The 15861-nt window shown below is 45.4% G+C and carries 16 protein-coding genes; 9 read left to right on the top strand and 7 right to left on the bottom strand.

What is annotated here, in order from left to right:
• From MC24_RS00015 to MC24_RS00050, 9 genes are all read left to right on the top strand, one after another.
• Nucleotides 1-496 (top strand): oligopeptide/dipeptide ABC transporter ATP-binding protein (locus MC24_RS00015; protein WP_038051432.1); only part of this gene is annotated, 496 nt, incomplete at its 5' end.
• A 25-nt stretch (nt 497-521) separates the two neighbouring features.
• The gene (locus MC24_RS00020; RefSeq protein ID WP_038051434.1) at nt 522-2216 is read left to right on the top strand and encodes a glycoside hydrolase family 2 protein; all 1695 of its coding nucleotides are present in this window, start codon (nt 522-524) and stop codon (nt 2214-2216) included.
• A gap of 530 nt (nt 2217-2746) precedes the next feature.
• Entirely contained in the window at nt 2747-2974 is a 228-nt protein-coding gene (locus MC24_RS10015) for a DJ-1/PfpI family protein (RefSeq protein ID WP_416376430.1), read from the top strand.
• 143 nt (nt 2975-3117) lie between these two features.
• The gene (locus MC24_RS00025) at nt 3118-4425 is read left to right on the top strand and encodes an NADH:flavin oxidoreductase (RefSeq protein ID WP_038051441.1); all 1308 of its coding nucleotides are present in this window, start codon (nt 3118-3120) and stop codon (nt 4423-4425) included.
• Nucleotides 4422-6416, top strand: a complete 1995-nt coding sequence (locus MC24_RS00030; RefSeq protein WP_038051444.1) for an FAD-dependent oxidoreductase — start codon at nt 4422-4424, stop codon at nt 6414-6416. The genes MC24_RS00025 and MC24_RS00030 overlap by 4 nt, the downstream gene beginning before the upstream one ends.
• Before the next feature lie 17 nt (nt 6417-6433).
• Entirely contained in the window at nt 6434-7651 is a 1218-nt protein-coding gene (locus tag MC24_RS00035; RefSeq protein ID WP_012310597.1) for a Gfo/Idh/MocA family protein, read from the top strand.
• Complete coding sequence (locus MC24_RS00040; protein WP_038051447.1) at nt 7645-8631, top strand: Gfo/Idh/MocA family protein; 987 nt, start codon at nt 7645-7647, stop codon at nt 8629-8631. Before MC24_RS00035 ends, MC24_RS00040 begins: the two co-directional genes overlap by 7 nt.
• Nucleotides 8632-8643: 12 nt before the next feature.
• Nucleotides 8644-9534, top strand: a complete 891-nt coding sequence (locus MC24_RS00045) for an AEC family transporter (protein WP_012310598.1) — start codon at nt 8644-8646, stop codon at nt 9532-9534.
• A gap of 368 nt (nt 9535-9902) precedes the next feature.
• Nucleotides 9903-10997, top strand: a complete 1095-nt coding sequence (locus tag MC24_RS00050; RefSeq protein ID WP_038051448.1) for a glycerol dehydrogenase — start codon at nt 9903-9905, stop codon at nt 10995-10997.
• Between the two features lie 139 nt (nt 10998-11136).
• Here MC24_RS00050 and MC24_RS00055 read toward each other — a convergent pair whose 3' ends face one another.
• From MC24_RS00055 to MC24_RS00085, 7 genes are read right to left on the bottom strand one after another with little or no spacing between them, the layout of a single operon-like run.
• On the bottom strand, nt 11137-11586 hold the full coding sequence (locus tag MC24_RS00055; RefSeq protein ID WP_008191986.1) for a DUF523 domain-containing protein: 450 nt from the start codon (nt 11584-11586) through the stop codon (nt 11137-11139).
• On the bottom strand, nt 11583-12398 hold the full coding sequence (locus MC24_RS00060) for a peptidoglycan DD-metalloendopeptidase family protein (protein ID WP_011943145.1): 816 nt from the start codon (nt 12396-12398) through the stop codon (nt 11583-11585). The genes MC24_RS00055 and MC24_RS00060 overlap by 4 nt, the downstream gene beginning before the upstream one ends.
• A 13-nt stretch (nt 12399-12411) precedes the next feature.
• The gene (locus MC24_RS00065) at nt 12412-13446 is read right to left on the bottom strand and encodes a protein-glutamate methylesterase/protein-glutamine glutaminase (protein WP_008191974.1); all 1035 of its coding nucleotides are present in this window, start codon (nt 13444-13446) and stop codon (nt 12412-12414) included.
• Nucleotides 13409-13891, bottom strand: coding sequence for a diacylglycerol kinase family protein (locus MC24_RS00070; RefSeq protein WP_011943146.1), 483 nt, complete (start codon nt 13889-13891; stop codon nt 13409-13411). The genes MC24_RS00065 and MC24_RS00070 overlap by 38 nt, the downstream gene beginning before the upstream one ends.
• Nucleotides 13872-14474 carry a 2-oxoacid:acceptor oxidoreductase family protein gene (locus MC24_RS00075; protein WP_004083247.1) on the bottom strand — a complete coding sequence of 201 codons (603 nt, stop codon included), beginning with the start codon at nt 14472-14474 and terminating at the stop codon, nt 13872-13874. Before MC24_RS00075 ends, MC24_RS00070 begins: the two co-directional genes overlap by 20 nt.
• Nucleotides 14471-15271 carry a 2-oxoacid:ferredoxin oxidoreductase subunit beta gene (locus MC24_RS00080; protein WP_004083245.1) on the bottom strand — a complete coding sequence of 267 codons (801 nt, stop codon included), beginning with the start codon at nt 15269-15271 and terminating at the stop codon, nt 14471-14473. The genes MC24_RS00075 and MC24_RS00080 overlap by 4 nt, the downstream gene beginning before the upstream one ends.
• A complete protein-coding gene (locus tag MC24_RS00085; RefSeq protein ID WP_004083243.1) occupies nt 15268-15777 on the bottom strand; it encodes a deoxycytidylate deaminase in 510 nt (169 codons plus the stop codon). Before MC24_RS00085 ends, MC24_RS00080 begins: the two co-directional genes overlap by 4 nt.
• Nucleotides 15778-15861 lie beyond the last annotated feature (84 nt).

Raw genomic sequence — 15861 nt, forward strand, 5'->3', positions numbered from 1 at the left:
GGGAGGTCAGCTTCAAAGAATTTCCATCGCAAGGGCGCTTCTCACGAATCCTTCTCTTCTTGTCGCAGACGAACCCGTCTCGATGGTCGACGCTTCTTTGAGAATGTCGATCGTGAACCTCTTCAAGGATCTCAAAGAACAGTACGGTGTGAGCGTGCTCTACATCACCCACGATCTCACAACGGCCTACTACGTCTCTGACAGAATCGCCGTCATGTTCAGAGGAAACATAGTGGAACTGGGACCTGCAGAGAAAGTTCTCATGGAACCAAAGCATCCATATACCCAGCTTTTGAGGGAATCCGTTCCAGAACCGGATCCGAAGAAAAAGTGGGACATCAGGATAAAACTGTCCGAGACAGAGCAGGCAGAGTATCTGAGACAGGGCTGCAAGTTCGCAGGAAGATGTCCAAAGGCCATGGATATATGCAGAAAGGAGCCTCCTCCATATTTTGAAGTAGATGGTGTGCAGGTGAAGTGCTGGTTGTATAAATAATTAACAAAGTTTGGGAGGGATGTAAATGTTGAGAAGCCAGAGGAATGCAAGAAGACAGATTCAAGTCTTGATTGGTATCTGGTCCCTTGAAGTGAACGGGGAGGAAAGGCCCATCGCCGTTCCTGGAAGCTGGAATGAGCAGTACCAGGATCTGTGCTACGAAAAAGGACCCTTCACCTACAAAACCACCTTCTACGTTCCAGAGGAACTTTCAAAAAAACACATCAGACTTTACTTTGCTGCCGTGAACACAGACTGCGATGTCTTCCTAAACGGAGAGAAAGTGGGAGAGAATCACATTGGATACCTTCCCTTCGAAGTAGATGTGACAGGGAAAGTGAAACCTGGAGAGAACGAACTCAGAGTGGTTGTTGAGAACAGGTTAAAGGTGGGAGGATTTCCCTCGAAGGTTCCAGACAGTGGCACGCACACCGTGGGATTCTTTGGAAGCTTTCCACCTGCAAACTTCGACTTCTTTCCCTACGGAGGAATCATAAGACCTGTTCTGATAGAGTTCACAGACCACGCGAGGATACTTGACATCTGGGTGGACACGAGTGAATCTGAACCAGAGAAGAAACTTGGAAAAGTGAAAGTGAAGATAGAAGTCTCAGAAGAAGCGGTGGGACAGGAGATGACGATCAAACTTGGAGAGGCAGAAAAAAAGGTCAGAACATCTGACAGATTCGTCGAAGAGGAGTTCATCCTCGAAAACGCCAGGTTCTGGAGCCTCGAAGATCCGTATCTTTATCCTCTCAAGGTGGAACTCGAAAGAGACGAGTACACTCTGGACATCGGAATCAGAACGATCAGCTGGGACGAGAAAAAGCTCTACCTGAACGGGAAACCCGTCTTTCTGAAGGGCTTTGGAAAGCACGAGGAATTCCCCGTTCTGGGGCAGGGTACTTTCTATCCACTGATGATAAAAGACTTCAACCTTCTGAAGTGGATCAACGCGAATTCTTTCAGGACCTCTCACTATCCTTACAGTGAAGAGTGGCTGGATCTTGCCGACAGACTCGGAATCCTCGTGATAGACGAAGCCCCGCACGTTGGTATCACAAGGTATCACTACAACCCAGAGACCCAAAAGATAGCAGAAGACAACATAAGAAGAATGATCGACAGAGACAAGAACCATCCCAGCGTGATCATGTGGAGTGTGGCGAACGAACCCGAGTCCAACCATCCAGACGCGGAGAGTTTCTTCAAAGCCCTTTATGAGACTGCCAAAGAGATGGATCGAACACGTCCCGTGGTCATGGTGAGCATGATGGACGCACCAGACGAGAGGACAAGAGACGTGGCGCTGAAGTATTTCGACATCGTCTGTGTGAACAGGTACTACGGCTGGTACATCTATCAGGGAAGGATAGAAGAAGGACTTCAAGCTCTGGAAAAAGACATAGAAGAGCTCTATGCAAGGCACAGAAAACCTATCTTTGTCACAGAGTTCGGCGCAGATGCTATAGCCGGCATCCACTACGACCCACCTCAGATGTTCTCCGAAGAGTACCAAGCAGAGCTCGTTGAAAAGACGATCAGACTTCTTTTGAAGAAAGACTACATCATTGGAACGCACGTGTGGGCCTTTGCAGATTTCAAGACTCCTCAGAATGTGAGAAGACCCATTCTCAACCACAAAGGTGTTTTCACAAGAGACAGACAACCCAAACTCGTTGCTCATGTACTGAGAAGACTGTGGAGTGATGGTGATTAGAAGAAGAAACATACTTGACACCAGTGATCTTCTCCAAAAAATGTCTGAGTTAGGCATAGGTATTAAGAAGGAAGGCAACACAATTTTTTGGTCGGGACCATATGGAGGAAGAATGAACCCCAATAGTACTCTTGCTGGAAAAAGATCAGTATAATAGTGGAAAGTGATTTCAGAGATTGATAGGCATATTATCTAGCAGTTTACATCGGAGAATATGGTGGCATGCTTCAATTCATTCTTGATAATAATCATCTCTGGAAAGTTTCTCGTTTTCTTTTTGGAAGCGAAGCACCAATAGAACCAACTGGACGAACAGGGTTATACATTCAATGTGGGACTTGGTTTTAAAGAGGCAAGAATAATTTCTCCTGTCCTCCTGCAGCCAGGCAAAGGCCATGAGAATTCCCAACGGCAAAGTCCGATGATTATGATGCGCTCATTATTGTAGGCGGTTGGTCTGGAGACGTTTTATATGAAAAAGATAAGGTTGTGGACTTTATAAAAGCTGTAATGAAGTACCTAGAAAAATAATAGCAACTATTTGTCATGGTCTGATTGCTCTGGCGGTAGCTGATATAGTAGCAGGTAAAAAGCTTACTGGGTGGTTTGCCTGTAAGGACCCTATCGAAATTATGGGAGTAGAATTTGTTCCAGAACACGTAGCGGTTATTTGTGGTCGTATAGTCAGCGTCAGAACTCCTCCTGAAATACCAGAATTTGTGGATATTCGCACTGTTACTTTGTTGAATGAGTTTTAAAAGAAAAAAAGATAGTAAACAGTTAAACTAAGCCAGTTATTGTCTTAAAAAGCAAAAGTTCTTTCTCACGAAAATAGCTGTGCGTTTTTTTCTGAAAGTTTTTCGAATTATGATAAGAAACTTAAAATATGAGGTGAATCTGAGTGAAAAAAAGGTTCAAATACAGAACACTCGAAGAGATGCGCTGGGAAGCTATTACGTTGGGAATGGATCTTCCACTGTTGGATGATTTCGATGTTTTCAGAGATCCTGTTGATCTTGGTTTAAAGACAATACCGAACAGGTTCGTTGATCAACCCATGGAAGGAAACGACGCACAGCTCGATGGAACCCCTGGTCCCCTCACACTGAGACGTTACAGAAGACTCGCCGAAGGTGGAGCTGGTGTGATATGGGTGGAAGCCATCGCCATTTCTAGGGAAGCGAGGGGAAACGACAGACAACTAATGTTAACAGAAGAAACTGTGAACTCTTTCAGAAGCTTTGTTGCAGAGATAAAAAGTGCTTCCTTGAAAACAAACAACTTTGAACCGTACGTTGTAGCCCAGCTTACCCATCCTGGAAGATTTGGAAAGAACAGAAAGATTCTCTTCCACGATAAATTCTTGGATGAAAAATACGGTATAACAGAAGATTTCCCCCTCATGTCCGATGAAGAACTGGACAGCTTGAAAGAACAGTACCTGAGAGCTGCAAAATTCGCAAAAATAGCTGGATTCGATGCGGTTGATATCAAAGCGTGTCACAGATACCTTCTTTCCGAACTACTTGCAGCACACACACGCGAGGGAAAATATGGGGGTTCCTACGAAAACAGAACAAAACTTCTGAAAGACATCGTAAGACTCGTTAGAGAGGAAGTCGAAATAGATATTACCGTGCGATTGAACCTTTCTGACTTCATTCCTTACCCATACGGATGGGGATCGACAGAAGAAGGAACACTCGATTTCACAGAACCTGGAAGACTTCTGAAAGAACTGGAAGAACTCGGTGTGAAAATAATCAACGTGACCGCTTCCACACCGTATCTGAAACCTCATATAAACAGACCGTATGATGAAATGGGAAAGTACAATCCCCCTGAGCATCCCATCGTTGGAGCCATGAGACTTCTGAACCTGGCGAAACTGGCCAAAGAAACTCTTTCAAGAACGCTCGTTGTTGCGAGCGGCTTCACCTGGTTCAGACAGTTCGCACCCTACGTTGCAGCCGGTATGCTGAAGAACAGCTGGTGCGACCTTGTGGGTTTTGGAAGAATGACATTCGCTTATCCAGACTATCCAAAAGACATACTGACAAAGGGGGAACTCGATCCGAAGAAGGTCTGTATCACCTGTAACAAATGTGCAGAACTGAAAGCCGCGGGAGAAAGCTGTGGTTGCGTTGTCAGAGACAGTGAAGTGTACCTTCCCATATACAGAAAGATGGAGGAGAACAAGAAATCATGAGAGAGTCGGTTGTTAAGTTAAACGAACACACCCTGAGAATTTTCTCTCTCAATACTATCGTGGTGGGTTCTGGTGCTGCGGGTTTGAATGCGGTAGACAGGGTTTTCTCTTTTGGTCAGAAAGATGTGGCACTTTTAACGGACAACCTGAAATGGGGAACATCCAGAAACACTGGCTCTGACAAGCAAACATACTACAAGCTCACGCTCGCAGGTAATGTACCTGATTCCGTTTATGAACTTGCTGAAACATTGTTCAACGGAGGAAGTATGGACGGTGACATCGCACTCGTTGAAGCTGCCCTTTCGGCCCGGGCGTTTTTCAGGCTCGTGGAACTTGGGGTTCCTTTTCCCCATTCGAGGTACGGTGAGTACGTTGGATACAAGACAGATCATGATCCCAAACAGCGCGCTACCTCTGCAGGTCCTCTGACTTCCTATTACATGTGCGAAAAACTCCTGGAGGAGATCAGAAGAAAGGGTATAAAGATCTTTGAAGGTTACCAGGCGATTGGTATCTTAACAGACAGAAACGAAGAAAAAACAATTGGTCTCATCGCGCTCGATCTGAACAACCTCTATGATCCGGAAAAGAGATACGTTCTCTTCAACGTGAAAAACATAATCTATGCAACCGGTGGACCTGCGGGAATGTTCTATTTCCACTCGGTTTATCCTCCTGTGCATTTTGGAGCCACTGGTATCGCTTTCGAAGCGGGGGTTATGGGGAAGAATCTGACGGAATGGCAGTTTGGAATCGCTTCCAAAAAGTTCAGATGGAACCTGTCTGGTACCTATCAACAGGTCATACCGAGGTACGTTTCTACGGATGAAAATGGAAACGATGAAAGAGAGTTCCTTGAAGAGTACTTCCCGGATCCTTCCACGATGCTGAACGCCATTTTTCTGAAAGGTTACCAGTGGCCGTTCGATGTGAGAAAGATAAAAAACTACGGTTCCTCTCTGATAGATATCCTCGTGTTCTACGAAACAGTAATCAAAGGTAGAAGGGTCTGGTTGGATTTCACAAGAAACCCCAGCTGGGGAAGCAAAAACGGGGAACTGGACTTCTCCCTTCTTGGAAAAGAAGCGTACGAATACCTGAAAAATTCAGGTGCTCTCTTCGGTCGACCCATAGACAGGCTTGAAAAAATGAACAGACCCGCGATAGAAGTCTATTTACAGCACGGAATAGATCTGAGAAAAGAATACTTAGAAATCGGAGTCTGCGCCCAGCATAACAACGGAGGTCTTCATGGAAACATTTGGTGGGAAAGCAATCTGAAACATTTCTTCCCGGTGGGAGAAGTGAACGGATCCCATGGAGTATACAGACCCGGTGGTAGCGCTCTGAACTCTGGACAGGTGGGAGGAGTGAGGGCCGCCCAGTACATAGTAGAGAACTACTCTGGTGATCCTCTGTGCGAAGAGGAAATTCTGGAAGAGGCGAAAGATCAAATCCTCAAAAAAATTGAACTGGGCGAAAGTTTTGTGAAAAGAATCACTGGAAAATCCAATGTGTCATCCATTCTCAAAGAGATAAGCGAGCGTTCCATGAGAAGTATGGGTATAGTGAGATCTCTTGAAGAAGCGAGAAAAGGGAAAAACGAGACCCTCAGAGATTTCAATAATCTGATTGAAAAAGTAGAACTCTCCTCTATAAGACAACTTCCTTTCGCATTCAGACTTTACGACGTTCTTCTCACACAATACGTGTATCTTTCAGCAGTTGAAAATTACATAGAATCGGGTGGAAAGAGTAGAGGTTCTTACATCGTTCACGATCCGACCGGAGAACTTCCCATCCCGAATCTACCAGAGATGTTCAGATACAGCCTGGCTGGCGAATCTTTTAACAAGAAAATTCAGAGAGTTCGTTGCAAAGAAAACAGGTGTGAATTTTTCTGGGATCCTGTGAAGGAAATTCCAAGGGAAGATACCTGGTTCGAAACGGTATGGAATAGCTTCATGAGGAGAGAAGTTCTCAGATGAGAAGGAGGCAACAACTCATGAAAGAAGTCTCTGTGGTTCTCGTAGGCATCGGGGGTTACGGTAACAAATATGTAGAGTACATACTGAGAGAAGGAAGAGAAAAAGGTGTTCGAATATCTGGTGTGGTAGATCCGTATCCACAGAACAGCAGGTTCTATGATGAACTCCGTTCGTTAAACGTTCCTATGTACAACACACTCGAAGAATTTTACTCTCACCATACAGCAGATCTTGCTATCATTTCTTCTCCTATCCATTATCACTGCGAGCAAACCTGTACGGCAGTCAGAAACGGAAGTCACGTGCTCTGTGAAAAACCCGCTGCAGCTACTGTAAAGGAAGTAAAAAAGATGATCGAATGCAGAGAAAAATACGGAAAGATCGTAGCGATAGGTTATCAGTGGTCCTATAATCCTGCGGTTCTCAAGCTCAAGGAGGATATTCTCGCTGGAAAATTTGGAAAGCCGGTTCTTTTTAAAACTCTTGTCCTCTGGCCAAGAGATACGGCTTATTACAGAAGAAACTCCTGGGCAGGAAAATTGAAGGTGAACAATCGATGGGTTTTAGACAGTGTGGCGGGAAACGCTACAGCACACTTTCTGCACAACATGCTTTTCTTGCTGGGTGAAAAAATGGAAGAAAGTGCGTATCCTGAAAGTATAGTTGCGGAGCTCTACAGAGCCAACGACATAGAAAGTTTCGACACCTGTGCTTTGAAAATGACTGTGAGAAAGATACCCGTTCTTTTCTTCGCAACACACGCTGTAAAAGAACGTAAAGGACCTGTTTTTGAATACAGATTTGAAAAGGCCCGGGTCATATGTAATTACCCGGAATATCCTGAAAGTGAAGAGAATCTTCTCGTTGTTTATGAAGATGGCAGAAAAGAGATTTACGGTCCAACAGATCACGGTAGTATGAGAAAACTCTGGGTTGTGGTAGATGCAGTGAGGGGGCAAAAGGAATTCATCTGTACCCTTGAATCGGCCATGGCCCACACAATTGCTATAAATGAAGCACACGTTTCCATGAAAGAAATCCAGGATTTTCCAACAGAACTGAAAAGAGTAGAGGGAGAACCTCCTCTGATTTGGGTAGAAGGATTAAAAGAGGCCATGGAGAGAGCCTACGAGGAGGAAAAAATCTTTTCTGAACTGAATCTACCGTGGGCGAAGCGTGGTGAAGAAGTAAAGCTTGAAAACTTCGAGGGGCTCGAAGGGGAGATAACATGCTGAAGATATGCGTAATTGGCTCCTCTGGTCATTTCAGATATGCTTTAGAAGGACTCGACGAGGAGTGTTCCGTTACCGGAATCGCACCAGGGGTACCAGAAGAAGATTTGTCAAAGCTGGAAAAAGCTATATCTGAAATGAACATAAAACCGAAGAAATACAACAACTGGTGGGAAATGTTAGAAAAAGAAAAACCCGATATTCTGGTTATAAATACCGTTTTTTCTCTGAACGGAAAGATCCTGCTAGAAGCTTTAGAGAGAAAAATCCATGCCTTCGTAGAGAAACCCATAGCTACCACCTTCGAAGATCTGGAAAAGATCAGGTCTGTCTATCAGAAGGTGAGGAACGAGGTTTTCTTCACAGCCATGTTTGGTATCAGATACCGGCCACATTTTCTCACCGCCAAAAAACTTGTCAGTGAAGGTGCTGTGGGTGAAATCAGACTCGTGAACACACAGAAGTCATACAAACTCGGACAAAGACCAGATTTTTACAAAAAGAGGGAAACATACGGAGGGACCATTCCCTGGGTTGGAATACACGCGATTGACTGGATCCACTGGATCACCGGAAAAAAATTTCTCTCCGTTTACGCTACCCACTCACGTCTTCACAATTCAGGCCATGGAGAACTCGAAACGACGGCACTCTGCCACTTCACATTGGAAGACGAAGTTTTCGCATCCCTTTCCATAGATTATCTCAGACCCCAGGGTGCCCCTACCCACGACGACGACAGAATGAGAATAGTGGGGACCAAGGGAATCGTCGAGGTCATTAATGAAAGAGTGTTTCTCACGGACGAGAAAGGACACAGAGAAGTACCACTCGTTGAAAAAGGGCAGATTTTCGAAGATTTCTTGAGGGAAATTCGTGGTCAAGGAAAGTGCATGGTAACCCCGGAAGACTCTATTCTCACCACCGAGATCGCATTGAAAGCAAGACTTTCAGCAGATACAGGGCAAATCGTTAGGATTTGAAGGAGGAAAAAAATGCTCTATACGACGTTCTCGGCGATAATTCCTTCTTTTCTCATAATCCTCATCGGCTACACTTTGGGGAAAGTTTTTTCTGAAGAAACAATGGGTCTTGCTTCAAAAGTTGCAATCTGGGTCATGGTTCCAACGGTAACGTTTACCTTTATAAACGAATACACTCCCAGTTTTTCAACTCTTGGAGAATTCGGACTTGGAGTGGCTATTATTTTTGTTATCTTCTATCTTTATTCCAGACTCTTCAAGGAGAAAAAAGAAGTGATTCACGTCACCGCAGTTACCGCAAACGTTGGCTATTTGGGATATCCTATCCTTCTTTCTTTGTGGGGAGAAGAAGCACTTTCTCTCGGAGTGGTTTACGCCACCCTGAACATCATCATGTTCTCCGCAGTTCTTCCCATGTTCCTTGGTGAGAAAGTGAACATTAAAAATCTGTTCAGACTTCCTTACGTGTACGCTCTGATTGCAGGATTTCTAACCGGAAAATTGGGCTGGAGTTTTCGAGAACTTCCCGAATGGCTTGTAAATGCTATTTTGATGTTGAAGCAATCTGCCATACCGTACCTTCTTCTTTACGTGGGATTGTCTGTTTCCAAACTGAAACTGGGAAGACATCTTTCGAAGATTGGCGGGATCATCGTTGTGAATAAGCTCTTCCTTGCCCCCCTCATTGCACTGGTTTTCGCTCTGATTTACGGTCTTGAAGGACTCACAGCCAAGGTTTTCGTGCTGGAAACCGCGATGCCTGCTGCTGTGAACGCAGTGGTTCTCACTTCTGCCCTCGGTGGAGACAGTGAAACAGTGGGTTACGGTGTTACTCTCACCACTTTCTTTGCCATCTTCACTCTTCCTGTCTGGGCTGTCATCTTAGAGAGAATATTCAGTTGATATTGTCAGCTACCCTGTTCCATAGGAGGCAAGGCTCTCCGCTTCGACCCGTGATAGATCGTAGCCTCTTTTCGGGTTCTGCCGCCAGAGTACGTTCCACGGGCATGAACTCGGACGGTTCCTGTCCCTATCGTGATGCGTTCCACATGCACTTCACGTCCATTCTCTAACATTCAAGCCGTGGCATAGCTCAGAAAGAAGTTGTACACGAATCTGGTTAGGATAGATTCTGAATTGTAGGTTCGAAGCATTTTTGTCACGTCCTTGTAAAAAATGGAGCCTTTTTTGCAAGTCTTAATAAAAATTTTTCTATACTTCGTGAAAAATTTAACAATTAAAGTTGATAATAACGGTAGGAGGTGATAATCATGATAACAACCACCATATTTCCAGGTAGATATGTTCAGGGGACAGGTGCTATCAATATTCTAGAAGAAGAACTTTCTCGTTTTGGAGAAAAGGCATTCGTGGTGATTGATGATTTTGTGGACAAAAACGTGCTAGGGGGAAACTTCTTCAGCTCTTTCACAAAAGTCAGGGTAAACAAACAGACCTTTGGTGGAGAGTGCTCAGATGAAGAGATAGAGAGACTTTCAGGTCTTGTTGAGGAAGAAACAGACGTGGTGGTGGGTATAGGTGGTGGAAAAACACTCGATACCGCTAAAGTGGTCGCCTATAAATTGAAAAAGCCTGTTGTGATTGTTCCAACTATTGCTTCTACAGATGCTCCATGCAGCGCCCTTTCCGTGATTTACACACCAAACGGGGAGTTCAAAAGATACCTGTTTTTGCCAAAGAATCCAGATGTCGTTCTGGTAGACACGGAGATTGTGGCGAAAGCCCCCACGAGATTTCTCGTGGCTGGAATGGGAGATGCCCTTGCCACGTGGTTTGAGGCAGAATCTTGTAAACAGAAATACGCTCCAAATATGACGGGAAGACTAGGTTCGATGACAGCCTACGCACTCGCAAGACTTTGCTATGAGACACTTCTAGAATACGGTGTACTCGCAAAAAGGTCGGTGGAGGAAAAGTCTGTCACACCTGCCCTTGAAAAAATCGTTGAGGCAAACACGCTGCTGAGTGGTCTAGGATTCGAAAGTGGAGGACTGGCAGCTGCACATGCTATTCACAACGGTCTCACCGTTCTGGAAAATACCCACAAGTATTTACACGGGGAAAAAGTGGCCATAGGAGTTCTCGCATCACTGTTTTTGACTGACAAACCCAGAAAGATGATCGAAGAGGTCTACTCTTTCTGTGAAGAAGTGGGATTACCTACTACTCTGGCAGAGATAGGACTTGATGGTGTTTCGGACGAGGATCTGATGAAAGTGGCTGAGAAAGCCTGTGACAAGAATGAAACAATACACAACGAACCCCAACCTTTGACATCAAAAGATGTGTTTTTCGCCCTAAAAGCAGCAGACAGGTACGGAAGGATGAGAAAAAACCTCACTTGACCTTTCTTCTTTTTTTAGTCTTGTTGTTGTCTGCTGCAAGAATCAGACGCCTTCTCAGAAGGTTGAGGGAGTCCGCATACTCATCAGCGAATCTGTCCATGGAGTTTATCTACTCCAATTTCTTTGACAAATCCCAGTTCTACAAATCACCTGGTATTTCTGTTTCGTCCAGTACCTCCACACCGTTTCTTTCCAGAACGAAAGCGGTAACTCCCTTTCCCGGAACCAATCTTCCGGAAAAACTTCCATCGTAGACGAATTTTTTTCCACAGGAGGGACTTTTAGATTTCAGAATGGCGAGGTCTACTTTCAGAAGGCGAGCAACCTTGAGGGTGGTTTCCGCGCCTTTCAAAAAATTCTCAGTTCTGTCGCTTCCAAACTCATCGAGAACTCTTTCCTTCCCGGTCCATCCGCAGCCTCCATAAATCTCACACCGGGGCCTTGGAGTTGGAAGACCACCAAGTTGCTCGGGACAGACAGGTATCAGATCGTGCCTTTCCAGCAGCGAAAGAACTCTTTCATCTGCTGCTGAACGTCCGTCGTATCTTGTGGGAAGTCCCAGAAGGCACGCGCTTACCAGGATCTTCATTCTCCACCGGTTCCTATGAGTTCTTTTTTCAACACCCAGATCTGGTTTGGCAGGTAATTGATCGGATTCACGGCTTTCTCATTCACTCTAACCTCGAAATGAAGGTGAGGCCCTGTACTCAAACCGGTGTTTCCAACCCTTCCTATTATCTGACCTTTCTTTACGTACTGACCCTCGTATACATCTATTTGGGAAAGATGCCCGTATATGTGTTCGTAAGAAGCAGATTTTATTTTTATCATGAGACCGTACCCGCCGTTTTCCCCGGCGAACTCCACCACTCCGCTTTCAGCAGCGAATATGGGTGTACCCTCAGGTGCCGATATATCAATTCCTGAGTGAAAGGAATATTTCCCGGTTATGGGGTGAATCCTCCAGCCAAAACCGGAGGAAATGACACCATAAACAGGCCAGATGAAGAATTTCTCATCGTTGAACGCCTTTCCAATGATACTTTCAGGTATGAACAGCTTCTGTCCCGCATATATGGTGTAAGACTTGAGCTGATTCGCTTCCTTTATGAAAGTAGCGGTTGTGAAGAACCTTTTTGCAATAGTATCGAGGGTGTCTCCTTTTTTTACTGTGTAGAGGTAGCCAGGCGGCTGAGGAATCACGATCTCCTGCCCCACTCTGAGATTGTGAGGGTCGAGTCCGGGATTCCAGTCAAGAAGAAGAGAGGGGGAAATCCCAAAGTTGAGGGATATACTGTAAAGGGTGTCGTTCTTCTGGACCTTGTAATGAATCAGGAAGTAGGATGAGAATCCGTGTACGAAAAAGACAACAAGAAAAAGCAAAAAGAAGCCTCTCTTCATCCTCCCCATCCTTTCATACGAGTTCTATCAGCTTCTCAGGTATTTTATAGGCCGGAAGAACGTAATCAGAGTAACCTTCTTCGATCACCGACTTGGGCATTCCAAAGACGACACATGTTTCTTTATCTTCGGCTATTACCGTTCCACCGTAAAACTTGACCTTGAATGCTCCCTTGGTGCCATCTTTGCCCATACCCGTGAGAATTACAGCTATCGTTTTGGATTTGTATATCTCCGCTGCTTTGTCCAGGGTGAAATCCACCGATGGCCTCACGTTGTTTATTTTATCAGACTTGTCCAGGAAGAAAAAAACCTTGCCGTTCTGGGCTTTCAAACCAAGATGGAAGTCCCCGGGAGCGATATAAACAAAACCGGGCTTGACCTCTTCTCCGTCTTCGGCCTCCTTCACTGTGAGTTCAGAGGTGCTGTCCAGCCTCATTGCGAGCGATTTTGTGAAACCAGGAGGCATGTGCTGGACCACCACTATTGGAGCTGGGAAGTTTTTCGGAAGGTTTGGGATGATCATGTCGAGCGATCTGGGCCCTCCGGTTGAGGAACCTATAACCACGATTTTCCCACTTACAGCTGGTTTGGTTATGGTGAGCCGTGAAACCTTCGGCTTAAAGAGGAGAGTGCGTGGATCCACGTTCATCGCCTGTCTGATCTTTTCCAGAAGTTCCGGGGCAACTTGTCTGAAAGTGAGAGAAACCGAACCGTGCGGCTTGGTGATGAAATCCACCGCACCGTTTCTGAGAGCTTCTATTGTGATCGCCGCGCCTTCTTCCGTCAAACTGCTCACCATGATGACTCGTGTGGGGACTTTTTTCATGATGAGTTTCAGCGCTTCAATTCCGTTCAGATTCGGCATTTCGATGTCCATGGTTATGACGTCTGGTTTGAGTTCTACAGCCTTTTCAACGGCTTCCAAACCGTCTTTAGCGAATCCCACTACCTTCATGTCTGGCTGAGAATCTATGATATCTTTGAGTACCATCCTCATGAACGCCGAGTCATCTACCACCAGTACTCTTATCACCCTGTCTGTCATTTCTGTACCTCCTCATGGAAAAAGAGATTACAGGAAAGAATATCAAAACACCAGAAACGAAGAACTTGGCAAACGAAGGTTCCCAGGAGAAAAGAGCTTTTCCCAGTATCAAAATACCCACAACCACTGAAAAAAGTGAATACCAGAGAACCACACCGGCCGCTATATCTTTCACGAGCTTTACCGATTCACTGTACTCCTTGAAGAAAAGATCGAGAAATTTTTCCACCACCGTGTTGAGAAGCTCCGCTCCAATGACAGAGAATATGGCAAAGTATATCCACAAAAGATCATTCGCACTCAACGGCAAAAAGAGAGAAAAAATAGCCACAACGATCCCTATGAAGAAATGTATTTTGAGATTTCTTTCCAGTTTTAAGGCATTTTCTATTCCTTCAAAGGCGTTTTTGAAGGATTTCAAAATATTATTCGAATCCCGCTGCAAGCCTCTTCCACACCCTCTCTGTTTTTATCTTGAACTGTTTTTCGAACATGTTGTAGCCGAACTCCAAAGCCTTCAGGTTTATGTCCCACAGAGGCCTCCTCACGTGATCTTTCAGTGCTCTTTTCAAAGAATCGAGCTTCACTATGTTACAAACTTTGGCAAGTACCCCCACCATTATGACGTTAGAAACCATAGCCGTCTTGAATTCTGAAATGGCCCTTTCTGTAGCGGGTACAAACAGAATCTTTCGGGTTATTCTCTTTACGAAGTCAGGAACGTTCTTCACAAAAGTTTGATCGAGAATGACCACACCGTTTACTTTCACCGACTTGTAAAGCTCGTCCATCGCTTTCTGATGAAGAATACACACAATGTCGAAATATTCACTCTCTGGATAGTCTATCGGTGAGTCGTCGTAAAGCACGTCGCAGTAACTGACATCTCCTCTCACCTGAGCGCTGTAAGACTGCGTTTGGACAACCCATTTACCTTCATAAACGAGAGCCTTCGCGAGTATCAAACCCGCCAGTATGTTTCCCTGTCCGCTGATACCCGCTATTCGTATGGAAACAGGCTCTGTCATTCCATCGCACCTTCTTTTCTGGTCAAACGCCTGTAAACAGTCAGAAAGTCTTCTTTTTCTTCCTCACGGAAGATTCCTATCTTTATTTTACCTTCTTCGGGTCGTTCCAGAAAACACGTGTTGTTCTTGAAGTATTCCATCATCTGATGAGGTTCGGGCATGCCGTTGTACCGTCCAAAGTAGGTGTGACAGTTCGTTAGAACGTCAACAACAGAAATTCCCCGGTGCTGAAGGGCCTTTTTTAGGACTCTCACCAGGTGATCGTAGTGATAAACGGTACTTCTCGCAACGAAAGTGGCTCCAGCGGAGAGAGCTATCTCCACCGCGTCGAACGGTTTTTCAAAGGCCCCAAGAGGAGTTGTCGAAGTCTGATAATACTGAGGAGTCGTTGAAGAAACCTGGCCACCTGTCATGCCGTATATCATGTTGTTGAAAATGACAACGGTTATATCTATGTTCCTCCTACACGCGTGTATGAAATGGTTCCCACCTATCGAGAGAATGTCTCCGTCTCCTCCCATCACAACCACTTCGAAATCCGGCTTTGCCAGCTTCACTCCCGTTGCGAAGGCGATTGCCCTTCCATGAAGGGTGTGCAACGTGTTGAAATCGAGGTACCCTGTAGCCCTCGAGGAACAACCGATTCCAGACACCACAGCCACTTTTTCTTTTGGAAGTGCGAGGTCATCCACGGCTTCCAGGAACGCTTTCAGGACTATTCCGTTCCCACAACCCGGGCACCAGACGCTCGGCCACCTGCCCGGCCTGAGGTAAGAAATGAGTCTTTCCGTCTTCACATCTCATCACCTACAAAGCGAACACTTTCCACTCCCGTGAACTTGAAGAAGAAATCTGTCAGAGGATCAGGATAATCCTTCTCGTAAACGACTCTCTTTATTCCAGCGTTAACTATGAGTCTTGCACAGATTGAACACGGTTTGTGCGTGACATATATGGTAGCACCGTTGACCGCTATACCGAACTTTGCCGCTTGCATCAATGCGTTCTGCTCCGCGTGTAGCGCGTAGCATATCTCCTGGTGTTCTCCAGAATTTATTTCAAGGTCATCGCGGATACATCCGATTTCGTTGCAGTGGGGAAATTTCGAGGGAGGCTGGTTGTATCCGGTGGCGAGGATTCTGTGATCTTTCACAATCACAGCTCCCACTTTTCTGTGAACACAGGTCGATCGCTCACTAACCATCCTGGCAATCCTCATGAAGTAGGAGTCCCAGGATTCTCTACTATCCGGTTTCTTCTCTATTTTCAGATTGTTCAGGTATTCCTCCAGCCTGTCTTTCACAAACTCACCCTTATGAGATTGTATCACAAACAAAAGCGAGGGCTTTACGTGCCCTCGCCTTCTGTAGTATAATTTCAATCCCAG

Source organism: Thermotoga sp. Mc24, assembly GCF_000784835.1.
GTDB lineage: Bacteria > Thermotogota > Thermotogae > Thermotogales > Thermotogaceae > Thermotoga.

Excerpts from the sequence above, each read along its gene's own strand:
- MC24_RS00020 (WP_038051434.1), top strand. The coding sequence starts at position 522 with ATGTTGAGAAGCCAGAGGAATGCAAGAAGACAGATTCAAGTCTTGATT.
- MC24_RS00030 (WP_038051444.1), top strand. The coding sequence starts at position 4,422 with ATGAGAGAGTCGGTTGTTAAGTTAAACGAACACACCCTGAGAATTTTC.
- MC24_RS00035 (WP_012310597.1), top strand. The coding sequence starts at position 6,434 with ATGAAAGAAGTCTCTGTGGTTCTCGTAGGCATCGGGGGTTACGGTAAC.
- MC24_RS00040 (WP_038051447.1), top strand. The coding sequence starts at position 7,645 with ATGCTGAAGATATGCGTAATTGGCTCCTCTGGTCATTTCAGATATGCT.
- MC24_RS00045 (WP_012310598.1), top strand. The coding sequence starts at position 8,644 with ATGCTCTATACGACGTTCTCGGCGATAATTCCTTCTTTTCTCATAATC.
- MC24_RS00050 (WP_038051448.1), top strand. The coding sequence starts at position 9,903 with ATGATAACAACCACCATATTTCCAGGTAGATATGTTCAGGGGACAGGT.
- MC24_RS00055 (WP_008191986.1), bottom strand. The coding sequence starts at position 11,586 with ATGAAGATCCTGGTAAGCGCGTGCCTTCTGGGACTTCCCACAAGATAC.
- MC24_RS00060 (WP_011943145.1), bottom strand. The coding sequence starts at position 12,398 with ATGAAGAGAGGCTTCTTTTTGCTTTTTCTTGTTGTCTTTTTCGTACAC.
- MC24_RS00065 (WP_008191974.1), bottom strand. The coding sequence starts at position 13,446 with ATGACAGACAGGGTGATAAGAGTACTGGTGGTAGATGACTCGGCGTTC.
- MC24_RS00075 (WP_004083247.1), bottom strand. The coding sequence starts at position 14,474 with ATGACAGAGCCTGTTTCCATACGAATAGCGGGTATCAGCGGACAGGGA.